15 protein-coding genes are annotated in these 19415 nt (G+C 33.1%); 8 read left to right on the top strand and 7 right to left on the bottom strand.

The features are described from left to right. Window positions 1-28: 28 nt before the first annotated feature. The 5 genes from V9L04_RS21400 to V9L04_RS21380 all read right to left on the bottom strand — a co-directional run bounded on the left by V9L04_RS21400 (window position 29) and on the right by V9L04_RS21380 (window position 10904). Window positions 29-4627, bottom strand: a complete 4599-nt coding sequence (locus tag V9L04_RS21400; protein WP_338791971.1) for a DUF6443 domain-containing protein — start codon at window positions 4625-4627, stop codon at window positions 29-31. Window positions 4628-4685: 58 nt separating this feature from the next. Beyond that, entirely contained in the window at window positions 4686-7694 is a 3009-nt protein-coding gene (locus V9L04_RS21395) for a hypothetical protein (protein ID WP_338791970.1), read from the bottom strand. A gap of 83 nt (window positions 7695-7777) precedes the next feature. Continuing rightward, entirely contained in the window at window positions 7778-8152 is a 375-nt protein-coding gene (locus tag V9L04_RS21390) for a hypothetical protein (protein ID WP_338791969.1), read from the bottom strand. Window positions 8153-8237: 85 nt separating this feature from the next. After that, window positions 8238-10304 (bottom strand): response regulator, encoded by a 2067-nt coding sequence (locus V9L04_RS21385; RefSeq protein WP_338791968.1) that lies wholly within the window; start codon window positions 10302-10304, stop codon window positions 8238-8240. Between the two features lie 63 nt (window positions 10305-10367). Continuing rightward, window positions 10368-10904 carry an RNA methyltransferase gene (locus V9L04_RS21380; protein ID WP_338791967.1) on the bottom strand — a complete coding sequence of 179 codons (537 nt, stop codon included), beginning with the start codon at window positions 10902-10904 and terminating at the stop codon, window positions 10368-10370. 243 nt (window positions 10905-11147) lie between these two features. Here V9L04_RS21380 and V9L04_RS21375 point away from each other — a divergent pair, with 243 nt between their 5' ends. The 3 genes from V9L04_RS21375 to V9L04_RS21365 all read left to right on the top strand — a co-directional run bounded on the left by V9L04_RS21375 (window position 11148) and on the right by V9L04_RS21365 (window position 14559). Further along, window positions 11148-11549: a phosphoribosylpyrophosphate synthetase gene (locus V9L04_RS21375; protein ID WP_338791966.1), complete on the top strand. Its 402-nt coding sequence runs from the start codon at window positions 11148-11150 to the stop codon at window positions 11547-11549. A gap of 165 nt (window positions 11550-11714) precedes the next feature. Beyond that, window positions 11715-13142 (top strand): RtcB family protein, encoded by a 1428-nt coding sequence (locus V9L04_RS21370; RefSeq protein WP_338791965.1) that lies wholly within the window; start codon window positions 11715-11717, stop codon window positions 13140-13142. A gap of 382 nt (window positions 13143-13524) precedes the next feature. Beyond that, window positions 13525-14559 carry a lytic transglycosylase domain-containing protein gene (locus V9L04_RS21365; protein WP_338791964.1) on the top strand — a complete coding sequence of 345 codons (1035 nt, stop codon included), beginning with the start codon at window positions 13525-13527 and terminating at the stop codon, window positions 14557-14559. Between the two features lie 87 nt (window positions 14560-14646). Here V9L04_RS21365 and V9L04_RS21360 read toward each other — a convergent pair whose 3' ends face one another. Further along, window positions 14647-15039, bottom strand: a complete 393-nt coding sequence (locus V9L04_RS21360) for a DUF1987 domain-containing protein (protein WP_338791963.1) — start codon at window positions 15037-15039, stop codon at window positions 14647-14649. Window positions 15040-15135: 96 nt separating this feature from the next. Next, window positions 15136-15729, bottom strand: coding sequence for a SiaB family protein kinase (locus V9L04_RS21355; protein ID WP_338791962.1), 594 nt, complete (start codon window positions 15727-15729; stop codon window positions 15136-15138). A gap of 565 nt (window positions 15730-16294) precedes the next feature. On the opposite strand from V9L04_RS21355, the gene V9L04_RS21350 reads away from it, so the two are divergent. The 5 genes from V9L04_RS21350 (at window position 16295) to V9L04_RS21330 (ending at window position 19384) form a co-directional block, all read left to right on the top strand. Continuing rightward, window positions 16295-16939 (top strand): MarC family protein, encoded by a 645-nt coding sequence (locus V9L04_RS21350; protein WP_338791961.1) that lies wholly within the window; start codon window positions 16295-16297, stop codon window positions 16937-16939. 140 nt (window positions 16940-17079) lie between these two features. Further along, window positions 17080-17211, top strand: coding sequence for a hypothetical protein (locus V9L04_RS21345; RefSeq protein WP_338791960.1), 132 nt, complete (start codon window positions 17080-17082; stop codon window positions 17209-17211). A gap of 242 nt (window positions 17212-17453) precedes the next feature. Then, the gene (locus tag V9L04_RS21340) at window positions 17454-18170 is read left to right on the top strand and encodes an RHS repeat-associated core domain-containing protein (protein ID WP_338791959.1); all 717 of its coding nucleotides are present in this window, start codon (window positions 17454-17456) and stop codon (window positions 18168-18170) included. 95 nt (window positions 18171-18265) lie between these two features. After that, window positions 18266-18760: a hypothetical protein gene (locus V9L04_RS21335; protein WP_338791958.1), complete on the top strand. Its 495-nt coding sequence runs from the start codon at window positions 18266-18268 to the stop codon at window positions 18758-18760. 168 nt (window positions 18761-18928) lie between these two features. Beyond that, window positions 18929-19384 (top strand): hypothetical protein, encoded by a 456-nt coding sequence (locus V9L04_RS21330; protein ID WP_338791957.1) that lies wholly within the window; start codon window positions 18929-18931, stop codon window positions 19382-19384. Window positions 19385-19415 lie beyond the last annotated feature (31 nt).

The following is a 19415-nucleotide window of genomic DNA, read 5'->3' as shown; positions in this document are numbered from 1 at the left end:
AAAATAGTTAGCCAAGCTTATTTTTGTATTAGAAATCTGATAGTTCTACATTATTTATAATCATTCTATACAATGTTTGTCTTTTGAATGAAGGACGATCTAAATAAAAATCATACATACCCTTTTTTGTAGCTTCGGGAACATCAACTTCAAATAGTTGATTAATATACAATAATCCATTAGCTCTTCTTACTCTATAAGTTGCAGATCCTACTGCTGAACCAGCAGGTACTACAGTCGATTGAGTAACTGAAACTCCACCTGAAACTCCGTATCCTGATACACCAAAAGTAGCTCCTATAGTGCGAGTAACTTGAGTTTGAGTAATTGTATATATCAAATCAAATTCTTGAAATTTACTATTAGGGGGATATGGTCTCAAAGGGTCAAACTGTAACCTTATATCGAATAATACGTTAGATGGATATTTTTTCTTTGGATAGTGAATAGGATCATTAGTTACTTGATAATAATCATCTTGTGTATCGGCTTTATTGTCTGCTCCTGCAAATTGAGCAAATTTTATACGAATAACACCTGCGTATATAACCCTTTTAACCCTTATTATATCTCCTACTTCTTGTTCAAGAGTATAGTTTATTTTTTTATAAATATTTCTCACAAAAGTATCACTGTCACCCTCCCCCACACTACTCACCACATTCTGAGGACGTTGATTACGAGAAGAAACAAGAGTCATTCTATCTGCTATAGGTTTTCTGGTAGAACCTCCTAAAGCTCGCATATTGTCGTCCATAGCAGCTCTACCTCTATCACCTACCGACATACCAAAGTCTAAACCTGTACTAGATGGAAAATAATTTCCATTGATATAGGTTGCTCCTTGTTGTAATAAAGAAGGAGAAATGCTTAGTGAAGGCAAAGGAATCGTAGGCATAAAAGGAGGAGCAGACGGGCGCATCATAGGAGAAGGAAGAGAAGGAAGAGTAAGAGTATTTTTACTCAAACCAACACTAGTATCTCCCTCATCTTTCTTTTTCTCATCAGAAGACAATCCACTAGGATCATTATAAGAAACAGGATTATTATACCCAAACTGATAGACATTTATTCCTACAAACAAATCTGCCAAAGGCTCTACCTGCCAAAAACGTCCGATTTGTGGGTCATATCCTCGGTTTGCTGTTTCGTAAAGCTCCAAACCAAAGGCTTTTTCCCTTTCTATCATGCCGTTGAACTGATAAGCGAGGTCGTTTTCCTTCTCTAATCCCTTCATACCCATTCCGAAAGGATAGTAATGATGTTCTTGGACAATGAGAGGACGGATGCGTTCAGTTATATTTATCTCTAGCTCGTCAAAATAAACAGCTTCTGTGTCTTGGTTGTCTATGAAAACAGTAAGATTGCCATCCTGTTCTACTTTTAGTTCACTAGTCAGTTTTTCCCACGAAACAGTAGCAGAAATAGTTATTTTTTGTCTTTTTTCTAGGATTAAACTATCTGTCGAATCTCTAAGCTGCAAGACTAATTCTCCTCTAGGAACATTATAGCTATCAGGTTCTAAACTTTTCGCCCTTTTGGCTCGGTTTAGCTCTCGCAAATTACGAACTACTGGTATAAAATCCAATAAATTGAATTGTACTTTTGGACTTTGTATAGTTTGAGTTGTGGACGGACTTACTTCTGGAACGCCTTCAATTTCTATTTCTTGTTGTATTGGATAGGTGTTTATTGTTCCTGCTGCTGCACTTCCCAAAGACAACAAAACATCTTTTTTAGCTTCCTTAATTCCTTTAGTAGGGTCGTGTTGGGCTATTTCTGGGTCATTGGTAGCAAAAACGAAGGCACTAATTTTGTCTCCTTTTTCTACTTTTATAGTTTTAGAAATCGGTTTATCAGCATTGGTAAGACGTGCCGAATAACTACCTTGTTGTTCTTTGAGGTCTGTTCTTGCTTCTTTTACATTGGCAAAGGCTTCTTCTTCACTCTTTGCACTATCTAGTTCCATCGTTAGGGTATAACGCCCTGTACGTTGTTCTTCTTTCTCAAAAGCAAGGCGTAAGTTGCCCAAATGGTCTTTGTAGTGGTATTCTCGTACATAACTTCCTTGTCTATAAACCATCCTTCCCTCTGGCATTGGGAAAAAGTCTAGTATATCATCTTTGTACTGAAAACCATTTACATAATCTATTTTTTTCTTTTCTCCATCTTCTGAAACTACTTTTTGGAGTTTCGAACCTGCGCCATTGTAGGTATAAATTATTTTATCAAGTGAATTACCTATTCTATTGATTTGAGTAGGTAATTCGAAATGATTATAAGTGAATTCTACGCCTTTTTCATTGTTTTTAGTAAGGCTGCCACTCCAATTGTACTCAAAGTCAGTAGAACTAGAATGAGAGCCATTTTCGAAGTCATCCGAATCATTTGTACTTGCTACATCATTGATATTAGTGAGTGTTAAACCTCTTCCAGACCATTCATAAGTATATTCTATATCATCTATAAGTCCATAGGTATGCGCTCCTCCTGCTCTGTCCAACTGAATAACGCCGTGTCTTTTCATGTGCAGGATATTTCCATCTAAGTCATATTCTATTCCTTGTACATTATAGTTACCTACTTCTTCTGTAAATAGATTGGAACTTTCATTTTTAGCAGCAAAAAAAGCATCTGTTAGCCTTCCCATCTTATCGTAATCAAAGGCATATTGTCTTTGCACATTATCAGAAGCACTTTTCCAACGTATGGTAGATATTTTTCCATCCAAATATTCTCTACCTCCATAGCCATTTTGGTACATAATTTCCATTCCAAAAAGATCATCGCCATTGCTTAGTTCTGCATCATTGATATGCGTAAGCCATCCTCTTTCATTGTAACGGTAATCTACATCTTGCAAAAATTCTATTCCGTCTTCCGAATGAATTTGTTTTTTGCTCGTCTGCCCTAGCTCATTGTACTGATAACGACTAAGAAGCACTTCTTCTTGATTATCTATTTTTTGTCGCACCTCTTTTGTTCTGCCTACATGGTCATAGGCATACGAATACTTAACCTTTACTTGATGACCTGTATTTGTAGGCTGTTGTGTTACTATGGTAGTGTGTTCGGTTTGTGTTTGCAGCACCTTTCCTTCAAAATCGTATTCTGTATAACTAATATCTATTCCTTCTTTATGATTTTGAGTTTGTGCCTGAATAGCACGTCCATAATCATCGTAATAAACAACTGACTTTAGAAAAGTAGTCGGTTGCTGATGTGGGTTTTGACTGTCCAAAATGGCTACTTTTGAGCCTGTTGGCATCCCTTTTACACGAGTATCTTGTTCAGGAGAGTTGGCAAAAGGAGAAGTTTTGAAAGACAGTTCATCTATTTCCAAAAAACCATAGTCATCATAATAATTTACAGTATGTACAATAAACTGTCCTCCTAATGAAGAAAAGGAAGTGTTGGTATAATAATGCGTTGTTGGGTCGTCATTTCTTGTTTCGAATAGGTTCGTTTCTAATTCAATTGCATTACTAGGAAGGTAACTCCTTGTATGGACATATAACCCCGTTTGAATAGGTCTTCCTAGATTGTCATATTTAGTAAAAGTAAACTCTCCTCTTGTATATTGCTCTGGAGTTTGTACTAAAATTGGTCTATCTAACTTATCATAATAAACACTTGTTGTATGTTTTAAGTGTCCTGGAGTATGTTTTCTAACCAATCTACCTCTTTTATCATAGTTATAACTATAAGCACCATTACCATTACAACCACTAAAAGTTTGAGTAGTCTGATTGAGTAATTTTTTTGTAAGTTTTGGGGGAATAACAAGTTTAAGCTGTTCTAAAGCATTATATACATAATAGGTTTGCGCCCACTCATTATTTCCTGCATCTATACGTTTGAGGATTGTTTTTCCTGTTTTATCTGTAAATATTTTCATACGAACGCCATGCTCATCCTCTACTTCCGAAACATAGAGTTCTCCTGCTGGATAGCTTTGACTGTAATCAAAAGGACATGCATCAACATATTCGCTTACCCACATTCTAACATCATCTTGAAGCGTATTTGTTCTTGTAGTTCCTTTTCGTGTGGCACTACCAAGTTGCCAGCTTTGTCCAATGTTTCCCACTTCTTTTATTCTTGCTGTGGGTGCATCTTCTATATCTACTTCTATCAAAGCATAATTGGTATTTGCAATGCCAGTTTGCTGCTGATAAAACTCTTTCTGATTCGCTATAGGATTTTGATCAAAATTACCCTGATTTTGACTTGTATAAGAGAGATATTGTTTGGTCTGTCTTCCAAACTTATCATAGTCTGCAAAAGAGATTTGGTCTTTTCTTGTTGGAGATGCTTCTCTGACATTGGTTTGTATATTTCGTCCTAGTCCATCGAAATAAGCTGTAGCGACTGCCACCTTTTCGACAGGTTGATTACGCATATCGTTTTGCGTCTGAATAGGACTACGAGCTGTATAGACACGTAGAAACATATAATCAGGAAGATTATATGAACTTGGCAGATCATCTTCTTGATTGATTTGTTCTTCTGTTAGACTATCTACTTCTGAATTAAGTAATAAAGAGTCAAAAGAGGAGTTAGATACCTGTGCTTTTGCAAAAAAAGTAGTACAGATAGATAAAAGCACAAAAATTAAAGTTCTCATAGTTAAGCTAAATGAAGATATACAAGATGTATTTTTTTAAAAATCAATATTATTTCTACTAACGAATAGAAGGACAAATGTCTATGTCTAGCGTGTTTAGTAATAGAATAACTGGCTCAGGATTACCTATTTCAGGTGGTAATTGCTTTTGCAATACAATTGTGTATCTGCCTGCATTACTAAAAGTATAAGTAAATGTAGGTTGTGAGTTATTAGAAAACTCATTTATTTCTATTCCATCTAAAAGAATGGTAAATACAAACTTTTCTCCATTTCCCATAGGCTGTAGAGGAACGAAATTATTGAAAGTGATCATAACTTGATCATCTATTAATATTTCGTGTTTGTGTATTTGTGTAGGTATACCTATGGCTCCTGAACCAAGTAGAAAAAGATAAGCAGGGTCATAAGGTGTACTAGTGCCACAATTTTGTGAAACATCAATTTTTCGTGGGTCTGCATCTACTCTTGTTCCTTGTGCATCTGTTACAGTAAGTCTTACAATATAATTGCCTCTGATATTGCCAACTCTACGTAGCTCACGTGGAATAGAAAAGCTAAAATTTTCTTCTGTAGATTGGCGTATTACTCTTCCTTCATACTCAACAGTCCATTCATACGTAAATGGTGCTACTCCACCTCGTAGGTGAGGGGTATATTCATTACATGTTCCAATACAATGAAAATTACTTCCCAAAATTGATGCTTTTAGCTCTCCACCAGTAAGAATATCATATGTGGCTTCTGCTGTTGTATTAGTAGCATCTTTTACAATAACTCGTGCTGTATAATTATCTATTGATGTATAACAATAAGTAAAGGTGGAACTTGTTTCGCTAGGGTCAAATGTACCATCACCAGAATACCATTGGTAGGTATAAGGAGGCATTCCACCTGTTACAGTAGGGGTAAATGTAAAACAATTATTGTTGTTGTTTACTCCTGTTAAAGATACTCTTAGATTGAGAGTAGGATCAACAACTAGACCTCTTACTTGTACAGCTGTACGAAGTTCTACCCAATAGCCTTGTACTATTTCTATATGCAATGTAGTTATGTATGTGCCTAGTTGTGAGTAAGAGTGAGAAACAGGAGTAATCGTTCCATTTCTAGTTGGAGAAACACTACCATCTCCAAAACTCCACCTATGATTATAAGAACCACCATCTGAAAAACAGCGTCCTTGCAGACTTAGAAGTGAAAAAATAATTGTTTCGTTTCTTCGTGCAACCGTTTTATCAGCACGCATAAGCCCTGCAAATGAAGAAGTATAGTGCATCTGTCCATCACGCAAAAATCCATTTTCTTGATAAGTAACAATATTATTCTTGTGATCTCTTATTTCTTCAACTCTTCTGTAAGGATCATAATACGTAGTCATGGTGCGTTGATTCGCATCGACTGACTGGGTAGCTCCAATAAGTGGGCGATAGAACGTATTATTCATTAGTGCTGACTTTGGATGTACACGTAGTTCATCTATATAAATAACATTATTATCTTGTGTACTTGTAATTGCCCCTACTTGGTAGAGTAGGTGATGAAAATTATTGCTATGGAGAGCAGGATTGTAATTAATATCAAAATCAAACTCTTGGTAAGTCCACTCTTGATCAGAACCTGAAAAAGTAAAAGTATATGTATCAGAGTACCCTGATTTCAAATTTACTCCACCTTCTCCTTTAGACCAAAAAGAAATAGTATATGTTCCTGCTGGAATAGGCTCGTCTACACGATGAGGAATAAGAGTACGAAAGGTAAGCACTCCATCAGGTTCGTAATTGGCAGCTTGTGCAGGATAATAACTTGCATTTCCTCTGAAAGATTTACGAGTAGTAATTCCTGTAGCTACATATTCGTTACCATATCTTTCAAAACCATCATAAGCTACTTGGCGATGAGAAGCTCCATGAACACTAGCAACAGGATAAGCACCATTGTATCCATAAATGGTAGCACTAGGAACATTATCTTCTTTATTTGCTGATGTCAAATTTCCATATTTATCATACGACAAGAAATCAATTTGTTTCTTATATCGGTTATCAAATACTAGTTGAGTTGGAGCAAGTAGTTGTATAGAAGAGAACTGAAAGTCAGTAATAAATTGATTGCTTTCGATAGCATAGTTAGCAAGAGGTGCTAAAAATGTATGACTTTCTATTCCACCTCCACCTTGAGTATTTAAAAAAACTTGATATTCATATTCTTGGAACGTATTTATAGTAGCTCCAAGTAAATAAGGTAATTTATTTGGTTCTTTCTTAAAACTAGCAGCTTCAATTACATTTGCAATAATATGTTTGTCTTTGAGCTGTTTCATAGCCTGTACATGCATGTCTGGCGAACTGAATAGATTATCGTTATGTATATTATCATAGTCTAACAAGTATTTGGATTTACTGATATATTCTATTCCATTATTTCCACTGCTTCGTACTTCTACTGGATACAAATGGTTTGGGCTATACCCATAAGTAGAGGTAGTATAGATAGATTCTCCACTATGGCTTTGGTCGTATTGATAACCTTCTGTTTTCTTCAAAAATAAAGCTTTAGATTCTATAGGAGAATACTGATAAGCTACGGTACGAGCTATTTGAGTTTGAATCTCTGGCAAACTACAATTTGAAAATTCTTTTAAATAAGCAATCAGGCGAGGAAAAGATTGATAATGATTAGGGTAGAGAGAAAATGAAGACACTTCGTATTCCTTCTTGGTATGGGTAATAATATTTCCATCTTTATCATATAATTTACTTTCTAAAGGAAGTCCGTTTTGTAACTCGTAACTTTTGCTAGGTACAAATGGAAATAGCACTCCTCCTTCTTGAGGTGTAAATGTATACGTATTTTCACTATATCCATTTTCTGCTACTTCACCAAACTTTTTTGTAATCTTGGTATAATAAAGAGCATTAGAAACAAATTTTTGAGTTCTATCTACATTACTAGCTGTTAGATAGCTCACTACTTGTGGCGAAGTAGCACAATCTATATGTTCATATATAGTATAATGATAAATAGGATAAGTAAGTAATTTTCCACTTGAAATACCATCTTCCAATTCGTATTCAAAGTTTGTAATAATGTCTTTTTCTGAATTATTGCCATCATGTACAGTCGTTTTTTTAAGTCGAATACCTCCAACTAAACTATTTGCCTCTCCATCTGACCATTTTTCTGAATATTCAAGTTGTACCTTAGGAGAAAATTATAATAGTAAGCATCAGCTTCAGTGTCTAGTTCTCCTTTAGCAATAGCAGGAAGAAGGCTCAAATCAGTCTGAGTAGGAGTTATGAGTCCTCTGTTTAGAGAAGCAAAATAACCTACATTTGGTGTCTCATCAGGTAATCCGTTTACAAAACGAGTAATCCTTCCACCAGCCTGCAATGACCAGTCATATCCAGCCCAAGACTTTGCTTTATCTTTTTTGTTTCCTTGAGGATAATAAGAAAGAGAAATATTTGTATTTAATGAGCGACTTGAAAGGGAATAAATTGGAATACCAATCTGAGGAAGCATTCTTTTTCAGTTCTGAGAACGACGTAGTCCTCAGCAAAACTAAACTGAACACACGATGTTTCGCTAAAAAGTCGGAAGAACCAAATTATTTCCTTTCTTCGTGAATCTGTAAAATAGCCATTTCTATACTTTTCTGGATAGCTTGTATTCTGTCTGTTACTTCACTTATTTGGTTGGTTTGTGAAAGTATTCTTCGCAGTTGATTTATCTGCACTTCTAATTCTTTTACTTCCAAAAGACGCAGTGTAGCACGTATTTTATGGTGAACTAAAGCAAGTTGAGTTTCATAATCAGGTAAATGAGTAGAGGCTAATATTCGATTAAATTCTATCAAATCTGCTTCACTAAGTTCTAGAAGTTCGGTATAAAATTCTTTATCTGCCCCAGCAAGATTTTTGAAATAAGAGTAATTCAATCCTCCTTTAATTTCATTTTCTTGAGGAACTTGTTTTTGAAGTTGTGTATAACTATGTTGTGCAATTTTTTGATATAACTCGTTTGGATTGAATGGTTTACTCAAAAAATCATTCATTCCTACTTGTACAATTCGCTCTCTTTCATTTAAGAGAGTAGATGCAGTAAGAGCAATAATAGGAGTAAACTTATCTGTATTTTCCTCTAAAAGTCGTATCTGACGAGCCGATTCATAGCCATCCATAACAGGCATTTGCAAATCCATTAAAATAACATCAAAGTTATTTTTCTTAAATAAATCTACTGCAATTTGTCCATTTTCAGCTATTTGGTAATTTGCCCCCCAGTTATTCAAAAATTTCCTTACCAAAATTTGATTGACTTTATTGTCCTCTACAATTAAAATATTTACTCCTTTCAAATTTTTAATATTTGTAGCATCAGGAAGGTTTGCTGTAATTGGTTGTATTTTTCCAATCTTAAAACCAAGTTGAAAACTAAAAGTAGAACCTACCATCATTGTACTCATCACATTGATAGTTCCTCCTTGAAGTTCGACAAGTTGTTTTGTAATAGCAAGTCCTAAACCTGTTCCTCCATATTTGCGAGAAGTATCTTCTTCAGCTTGTGAAAAGTCATCAAAAATTGAATTTATTTTTTCAGGTGAAATACCAATTCCTGTATCTGAAACAGCAAATAATAATTCTACTTTTTCGGTTTTGTGATGCAAAAGGCGAACTGTAATAGTAACTGTTCCTTCATCAGTAAATTTGATAGCATTTCCGATAAGATTGTTCAATATTTGGGACAGACGTGTCGAATCTCCAAGTAATGATTTGGGAATATTTTTATCTACATTACTACGAAGAAGAATATTATTTTCATCAGCACGAGCCTTAAAGATTTCCACCGTATTCTGAATCAAGGCAGGCAAATCAAATTCAGCTTGTTCGAAAGCCATTTTACCAGCTTCCATCTTTGAGATATCTAAAACACTATTAATAAGAGAAAGTAAGTTTTGAGCCGAAAACTCCAAAATCTCTATATTTTCAGCCATTTCACCTTCTAATCTATCATTTTTTAAAAGATGTGTCATTCCGATAATAGCATTTAGAGGAGTTCTAATTTCATGACTCATGGTGGAGAGAAACTGCTCTTTTGTTTTTGTAGCTGCTTCAGCTTGCTCTTTTGCCTTTTTTAGGTCTTCATTGGTTGCCATTAACTCAGCAGTACGCTCCTTTACTTTGCTTTCTAAATCTTCATTAGCACTTTTAAGAGCATTTACTAATTGTCTATTTTCGGTACGCAAAGAATAAGTTTCCAATGCTTTATCAATTGTCAAAAGCATTTCATCTTTATTCCAAGGCTTTACCAAATACCTAAAAATTCCACATTTATTGATAGCTCGCATAATGTCTTCTGTATCACTATACGCTGTCAAGATAATACGAACTGTATTTGGAAAACTTTCAGCAACTCGTTCCAAAAACTCTACCCCTGTCATTTCTGGCATTTTTTGGTCAGAGATAACAAGTTGAATATCATTAGTTGATAAAACTTCCAATCCTTCTTTTCCAGAAATAGCCGTAAAAATAGTATAATGTCTTCTAAACGAGCTTTTAAAAATACGCAAATTACTCTCCTCATCATCTACATAAAGAATAGAAGATATTTTCTTTGTTTTTGCAATTGCTTCTGTATCAGAAATCAGATTTGAATTAGTAAAGGTATCAGACATTTTATAAAAGTTTCCTGTAACTTGGTGTATTTAAATTATTTTATAATTATAATATATTAAACTTTAACTAAATATATTCATTTTTTCTGTACAATGCCAAAGAATTATCCCTAAACTTACCGAAACATTGAGAGAATGTTTTGTTCCAAATTGTGGAATTTCTAACGCAGCATCACAATTTTGCAACACTTCTTCATCTACTCCAAAGGCTTCGTTACCAAAAACAAAAGCATATTTTATTTCTTCTTTAGGGAAAAATGTATTTAATTTCTGACTTTCGGTTGTCTGTTCTATAGCAAAAATAGAATATCCTTGGCTGCGTAAAGTATCAATAGCTTCATTTGTCGTATCAAAATATTCCCAGTCTACAGATTCGGTTGCTCCTAAAGCTGTTTTTTGAATTTCTCGGTGTGGAGGTTTGGCAGTAATTCCACATAAAGCAATTTTTTCAATAGAAAAGGCATCAGATGTTCTGAAAGCTGCACCTACATTATGTGCGCTTCTAACATTATCCAGTACAATAACTATGGGTTGCTTTTTTTGTTCTTTAAATTCGTCGATTCCAATTCTATTAAGATTGTCTAGGGAAAGTTGTTTCATAAATAATGATTAATACAAGTTTGATTTTATTTTCCTGCAAAGTTACAAAAATCTTGTTTTTATCTTGAAATTCTCTCAAAATGAGTTATTTGATTATCTCTCTATTCTAAATATCAAATTTTATTTTTTTTAGTAAGCAGAGCTGAATCAATTTTATATTAAACAAAAACCCTCAAAATCTATTTTAATAAGTAAAGAATTATCATTTTTTCAACTCTAATTTTTTAAAAAACTCTCATTATTATGGACAATAAAAAAGAAACTCAAAAACAACAGAAAGAGGACAGAATTGTATTAGAAGAATTACAACATACTAATACAACACCTTCACCTAACTCTCCTCTGCATACATTAGATACACTTAGTGAAACAATGAATGCACTAAAAAACAAAGGCTATTCAACTGATTTTAATCTCAAAAAAGATTGTTTAGTGTGTGAGAAAGACGGAAAAGAAATTCATGTCTATCCAAGTGAATTCGAAATTGAAGATACATTTCGTTTTGAAGGAGAAACCAACCCTTCTGATGCATCTATTTTATATGCTATCAAATCAGATAAACACAATTTGAAAGGTGTTTTAGTAAATGCGTATGGTGTTTATGCTGATGATATGGCTGGAGAAATGGCAAAAAAGTTTAAGTAATATAATTTAAGTAAATTATTCATAAAAGATAAAAATAGAGTTTCAAAAAAGAATCTCTATTTTTTTTTGGCTTATTACAAATAAAATTTTGCTAATGAACTAATTTAGCCTTTCTAGTGGTTTGTAGTTTTAGAAAGTAAAAATCAAGACAAAACAACAAAAACAATGATTACAGGAAAAACACTTATTGATTTAGGATTTAAGCCAAACAAATGGTTTAAAGAAGCTATTGAATATGCCAATAAATATAATTTGGAAGGCGATAAATTATTAAATTATTTGGAGTCAATACGCCCAACTATTATCGAACCTTTTTCTGTTGCGCTTGATTATCATAAAAATATTCGTGCAGAATCCGATTTAGAAATTTCTAATGTAGAGCAAATCCATAAAACAATGGCAGAGCTAATGAAAACACCTACTTTAGTAGATGGTGCAGTTATGCCAGATGCTTGTCCAACAGGTGGAACGGGTCAAATCCCTGTGGGTGGAATTGCCGTTGCCAAAAATGCTATTCATCCAGCTATGCACAGCGCAGATATTTGCTGCTCAGTTATGATGACTAATTTGGGGCAAATTGACCCTAAAAAAGTTTTGGATAAAGCTCATTCACTTACTCATTTTGGAGGAGGAGGAAGAAAAGATATATTTGATTTACCTAGAGATTTAGAAGACAAAATTAAATCGAATCGTTTTCTTAACTCTGAGAGAAGTTTGAGTTTTGCTCGTACACATTTAGGAACGCAAGGAGATGGAAATCACTTTTTATATGTAGGACGTTCTGAAAAAACAGGTGAAACAATGCTTGTTACACACCATGGAAGTCGTGGTTTTGGAGCAAATTTATATAGTACAGGGATGAAATTAGCCGAATTTTTCAGAAAAGAAATTTCACCTAAAACACTAGCCAAAAATGCTTGGATTCCTTACGACACAGAAGAAGGAAACCAATATTGGGAAGCTCTTCAAATTATTAGAGAGTGGACAAAACTAAATCATAAATTGATTCATGATACCACACAAAGAAGACTTAAAGTAGAAACATTAGACCAGTTTTGGAACGAACATAATTTTGTTTTCAAAGAAGATGATTTATTTTATCATGCAAAAGGAGCAACTCCTTTAGATGATAAATTTGTTCCAGATTCGAAAGATGGTTTACGTTTGATTCCTCTAAATATGAGCGAACCAATTTTGATTGTAAAAGGTGAAACTACTGATTCTAACCTTGGTTTTGCACCACATGGCGCAGGTAGAGATGTTAGTCGTACTCAACATAAGAAAAGCAAAGGTGATAAGACTAAAGAACAAATCTTTGCAGAAGAAACAGAAGGTTTAGATGTTCGTTTTTTCTCTGGACATATTGATATTTCAGAATTGCCATCGGCTTACAAAAATGCTCAAAATGTAAAAGACCAAATGAAAGAATTTGGACTTGGTGAAGTAGAAGACAAAATTTTACCCTATGGTTGTATTATGGCTGGCGATTGGCAAATTGATGCACCTTGGAAAGTAAAAGCTAGAAAAAAACGTGAAGCAAAAGAAAGAAAAGCCAAAAATAAAATTTCTAGAGAGAAATATAGAAATGGATAGTTTGTGAGACTCCTTGGGTGCATAACAAATTGTCGCATAACCCCTGTTCAATTAAAAAAATCATCTGAATTATAAATTGGACAGGGTTTTAACCCTGTTTTTATTTGTGTAGTATGATAATTTGTTATGCACCCGATCTTTTTCAATTAAATAACCTTTGAATTATGTGACAATAATTCAAAGGTTATTTTTTTGCTATACACTTTTAAACCTTTTTTTTGAGCTATTTGCTAATTTTATTACAAAAACTTTACTCAGATTACTTTTAGTATTGCCTTTAGTTTGTTACTTTTGGATACATAAAGACTGCTAAATTAGTATAATTAAAATATATTTTCGCAGCCTAATTTTATTTTCTTCTTATTCTTCTCCCTTTTTCTTTATGAGTAACCGTCTAAAAACTGGTTTAATTTTACTCACCATTGCTTTTTTATTAGGTTGTATTTTGGTGCAAATGTTTACACAAACTTTAAAAAGTGAAATCACAACTCTGCCAGATGGTTATCATAATGTACTTATTCGTGTACCAACTACTTTTGAGTTTTGTGGAGAACAAGTTCCTCTCTACGATGAAGAAGTAAAAGAGAGTTTTGATAAAGAATTGTATATCAATGTTTTTCGCCATTCTTCTACTAGTTTGATTATTAAACGTTCTGAAAAATTTTTTCCAATAATTGAGCAAATTTTGAGAGAAGAAGAAGTTCCTGAAGATATGAAGTACATTGCTGTTATTGAAAGTGGACTTGAAAATGTACGTTCTTTTGCTGGGGCAGATGGTTATTGGCAATTTATGGAAGAAACAGCAAAAGAGTTTGACTTAGAGATTTCTAAAGAGGTAGATGAGCGTTTTCATATCGAAAAATCTACTCGTGCAGCCTGTAAATACCTCAAACGCTCTTACAAAAAATTTGGAAATTGGACACTCGTAGCAGCTTCCTACAATCGTGGAATGGGAGGAATGAATGCAGCATTACGCAATCAAAATGCTATTTCTTATTATGATGTTGCCCTAAACAATGAGACAGCTCGTTATATCTACCGTGCTTTAGCATTTAAAGAAATTATGCAACATCCTGAAAAATATGGTTTTGTTATTCCTAAAGAATTACGTTATCCACCTGTAAAATATCGAAAAATACCTCTTGATACTACTATAAATGATATTTCAGCACTAGCTGTGAAATATGGAATGAGTTATAAAACACTAAAGTACCATAATCCTTGGCTCTTAATGAACAAACTTACCTTTGATAAAAAAGACCTAAAAAACAAAAAAGAGTATATATTACTTGTTCCTCAAAACCCACCTATGCCTCACTCCAATGTTTTGGCTCAAGAATCTTTACAAATGCAAAAGATGCTAGATTCTATTCTTCACGAAGAAGATACGGTAATCGATATTCAAGATGTGAAATAAAAATGATAAAAAAAACTAAGTAAAGTGAAATTTACTTAGTTTTTTGTTGTTTTAGCAACAACTATTTGTCTTATTATCTTATCCAAATTATTCTTCTGAATGTTTTACTGAAACTAAATTAATGTTCAGGTCAATCGATTCAATATAATCTTCTCCATTTTCTAACATATCGTAATCATCTTCTCTATAATGCCAATTTATAGTTACATTTCCTCCTTTTTCTTTTTCATATATTTCCAACGTTTCTAAAAGATCTTGAAAACGCCTTGAAGTAGCTGTATTAAAATAAGAAAGTTGAAAGTTAAGTAAAATAGTTCTGTTTGGAGTTTCTAAATAACGATCCAACCACTCAAAAACAGGTGCAAATATTTCTTCTGCGTGTTCGGGATATGACTGTCCTTCTATGCTCAAAACTCCTGTATGTCCATTAAAATCAATGGTAGGGGTAAATTTTTGACCTTTTAAAAAAAAATTTTCCATAATTATTTGCTATAATTTTGATAGCTAATGCTTTTCTAAGTAGTTATTAGAAATAATAGTAATAAGGAAATAGTTTTACTACTATTTTCTTTAATTTTATAATTTGGCTTTTTTCTCTTCTTCTGTACTCATAGGCTGCCAATCTTTATCTACAGTTACTGTAATAGAAAAAAAGCTAAGTTTTTCTGAAATAGTTTCAAAATTTATCTCTAAAGGGTTTCCAGAACGTCTAACCATATCTATCAAACCAACATGTGCGCCTGTACTTGTTTTTCCTTTTGCATTTTTTCGCTCTTGTCTATAATACTCTGTTAGATGTTTTTTATCTAACCCGTTGATATAATCACAACGCTCTTCTAAGGCTTCTCGTTGATGTTTTCTGACCATATTTCCAGCACTTAAAGAGTAACAATCAGGCAAGTCACGAATAGCTACTATTCCTACTCCAATATGAGCATTAGTCGTGTAGAAGTGTTTTTTCTCTGCTGAATGATGATAAATATTTTGGGCAAGCTCTATAAAAATAGCAAATATTTTACTTTTTATAGTTTCTCTATCCGAAATTTTTTCTTTCAGATTCTCTGCTATCTCTGATAAAACAGATTGCGACAAAGCACCTTGAAAAATAGCAGTAATACCATTTTTATTAAACTCGTTGTAATATTTAGTAATCTGAAAATCGTCGTGCATATTCTGCCGAAATATAGGAGAATTAATTAAATAATAATTTCAACGAATAAAAAGAGTATTCGCTTGGCTTATTTTTGCCTAATAAATATACACTGTTTGTATAATTATATAAAGTTGTAAAAATAAAATTGCTCTAATTACAGCAATAATCAATGGTATATTTAACACAACTTGAAGTGATATTTTATTATAAGCTATCCACAATTTAATATATATAATTCAGAAAACAAATACTCTTTCTGTTTTTTCTTAAAAATATTCAATCTAAAGAAGATATAAATAAGAAGTTTAAATTCTGATGGTGTTCTACAAAGTAGGATATTTCATTATACTCTTTCTGTTGAATTAAATCATTACTAGTGGAAACATCAACAATGACAAAAAATAGCCGTTGTTGGTATCTTTAATAACAGCAAAAAACATCCTATTTTTTAGAATAACTCTTCAATTTTTATTTAAAGATAAGTTTTTATCAAACCATTCTAATTCTCGTTTGTTATTCGTACTTTTGCATCCTTAAAAGACACAAACAAAAAACTATTTTTACTCAAAAGAAAAACCAAAAATGGACGAATTAATCAAGTTTGGGCTGGTTTGTTTTACTACTTATTTTACTATTATCAATCCATTGGGAGTAATGCCTGTATTTATGACCATGACAGCAGATCTTAGTGATGAAGACCGTACTGCAACAGCTAGAAAAGCTCTCATTACAGCTTTCTTTACCATGATTGCTTTTGCTTTTTCAGGACAATTACTTTTTGAATTTTTTGGTATTTCGGCTGATGCATTTCGGGTAGTAGGAGGAATCATTTTTTTTATGATGGGATATGATATGCTGCAAGCACGTCTTATTCGTACCAAAATGGAAGAAGAGTCTGTCAAAAGTTATGTAACTGATATTTCTATTACTCCATTAGCTATTCCGATGATTTGTGGGCCTGGTGCAATCACAAATTCTATTGTCATGATGCAAGATGCGAGTACTTTTGATAAAAAAGCCGTTTTGATAGGTGTTATGTTTATTATTTGCTTAATTACCTTTTTCACACTTTGGGCTTCTTCAAAAATCTCTAAAATGCTAGGAGAAACAGGTAATAAGATTTTGATGCGATTGATGGGACTTATAGTAATGGTAGTAGCAATTGAGTTTTTTAGAAGTGGTCTAAAACCGATTGTAATAGACATTGTTAAAGCTGCCATGAACTAACCCATTCATGAGTATTTTTTCAGAGGTTAGAAAGGATTTTTTACTTTCTAACCTTTTTTTATTGTTTTTTGCCAAAGTATTCTAAATATTTAACTATAAACTAAAATTTTATTATGAAAATAGATAGATAGTTTAATACAATGATTGTCGAAGAATACGTATTTTATATTGATAATTACAAAAAATATACAGATTTCAATTCTTTAGGTCTTTATCGTTCTATTGTAGAAAATGAAAATCTGAATCTTGAACAAAAAATAGAATTAAGATAATATGCTCATAAGACATTCAAAAAAAGTTTTGATTTCCTACAATTAAAAGACCCAGTTACATTTTTTAAAATTTCTACTCTAGGACAAACACTTACACAAGGTGATATAAGTCAATTTTGGCAAAACATAAGACGAAATCAACAAAAAATTCTAGCTGATAAGAAAATTAAACATCGAAATTTTGGTACTTATTCAAAACATGAGTGTTTTTTGTTTTTTATTTTATCCCTGTAGTTCGTAATTTGCGAAAGCTACACAGGGCAAAACAAGCAAAAGGCTTACAACCTGATAGTTATAATGTTCCTAGAGGAGAATTAGTCTTGCAGCTTAGAGATTCGACAGATAGTTTGATTGTAGAAAAAAGGCAAAAAATAACTATTTCTGCTACTGTTTCTTGGGAAAAACTAACAGCCAATTTCATAGCTAAAGAAGATGGAAACCTAACCGTTTTCATTGACAACCAAGATACAGAAGCTGTTTATTTTGATGCGCTAGAAATAAACATTACCGAGCGCATTCGTCCTCTTATAGTCCAAGAACACCATTACTATCCTTTTGGGATGGGTATGAAGGGCTTGGAGAAGGAAAATGATTTGGCATATCAGTTCAACGGAATGATAGAGCGAGAAAAAGCCTTTGGTTTGGAACTTTACGAAACAGCAAACCGAGGATATGACCCACAAATAGGGCGTTTTTGGCAGGTAGAGCCGTTAGCTGATTTGTTTGTAGGAATAAATGTCTATCAGTTTGGGTATAACAATCCTATCTATTATAATGATCCTAGTGGCTTAGAAGGTGTAGAAGGAGAAGGTAGTGTTAGTCCACCAGGGCCAGCACTACCAGACCCTTATGTTTCTCCTGAGTGGTGGGCTGCTGCTGAAAGAAATCCTATCATAGGAAGTAGGATGATTCTTTTGGAGGAGATTTTATATATTCTCCTTGGGGTGGTTACACTATAATGGGAAATACAGGGTTTTTTATAAAAAAATAAAAAGAGTAAAAACGTATTAATTTTGTATTTCCAAGTACTTCATTAATACTATTTTACTCTTTTATGCTCAAAGAAACCAGTTTTTATGCTAAAATGCAAAATTTATCAGCATTAGATTTACGAGATTCTCGTGGCAAATTTCATGATTTAGCATTGGTTTTACTTGAGTTAAGTTTAGCTCTTTTACGAAAATGTGATGGTAACTTGTCAAGTCTTCATCGTAGTATGCAAAATAAACATGATGAACTTTGTGCTTTTTTAGGGTTATCTACTGATGTTGAAGTTACATCACGCTCCTATCTTCCAGTTTGCTTAAAAAAAGTATCTCTTTATCATTTTGAAAAACTCTTATTTGAAATGTATGGTGTAAATTTGAATGAAGAGCAAAAAAAATGGTTTGCTGGCGATGGGAAGGAATTGCGAGGTAGTATAGAAAAAGGTAAAAAACGTGGTGAGGCTCTCGTTCAATTAGTAAATCAAGAAAATAGACACGTTCTGGGGCAATCATATTACAATGGAACAAAGAAAGTGAAAAACCTTGTATTCGGAATTTATTAGAAAGCAGCTACGTTAGTACACAAAAAATTAGTTTGGACGCACTTCATTTGTGTCCAGCTACCTGCAAGTTAATTCAAGAAGCAGGAGGTGTTTTTTTGATTGGTTTAAAGAATAATCAAGCACTACTATTAGATAGAAGATATGAAATTTTGTAGCCAAGTTTCAAAAATGATAACTCAAAGCGACCAATGGGAAAAAGGACACGGAAGAATCGAAGATCGGCATTATGAATTATATGATATTAGCAAAGAATATTTTGAACAACGTTGGAAAAATGTAACTTTTCGTTCTTTAATTAAAGTCGAAAGAACACGCATAAATACTAAAACCAAAGAAGAAACTAAAGAAACCTCATTTTATATCTCCAATGAAGATTCAAAAGTTGGAGAAGAGCTTTTCGAAGATATACGAAAACATTGGCAAATAGAACTCAATAATAATATCAGAGATACTACCTTTCAAGAAGATCAACTCAAAACGAAAGAAAAAACTGTTTCAAAAGTCTTAGCAGGACTCAGAACACTCAATTTAGCACTTTTAAATAAGTTAAAGCCCAAAAATATGGTAGCACAACTTGAGAAATTTCAAGATGATTTTAAATCTTTACTAAACTTTCTTAGATAGATCTATTTTTTATAAGAAAACCCTTGATTTT

Origin of the sequence: Bernardetia sp. MNP-M8 (assembly GCF_037126285.1) — a bacterium.
GTDB lineage: Bacteria > Bacteroidota > Bacteroidia > Cytophagales > Bernardetiaceae > Bernardetia.
Note: the sequence above shows the minus strand (reverse complement) of the source record. Positions and strands in the feature narration are given on the sequence as shown.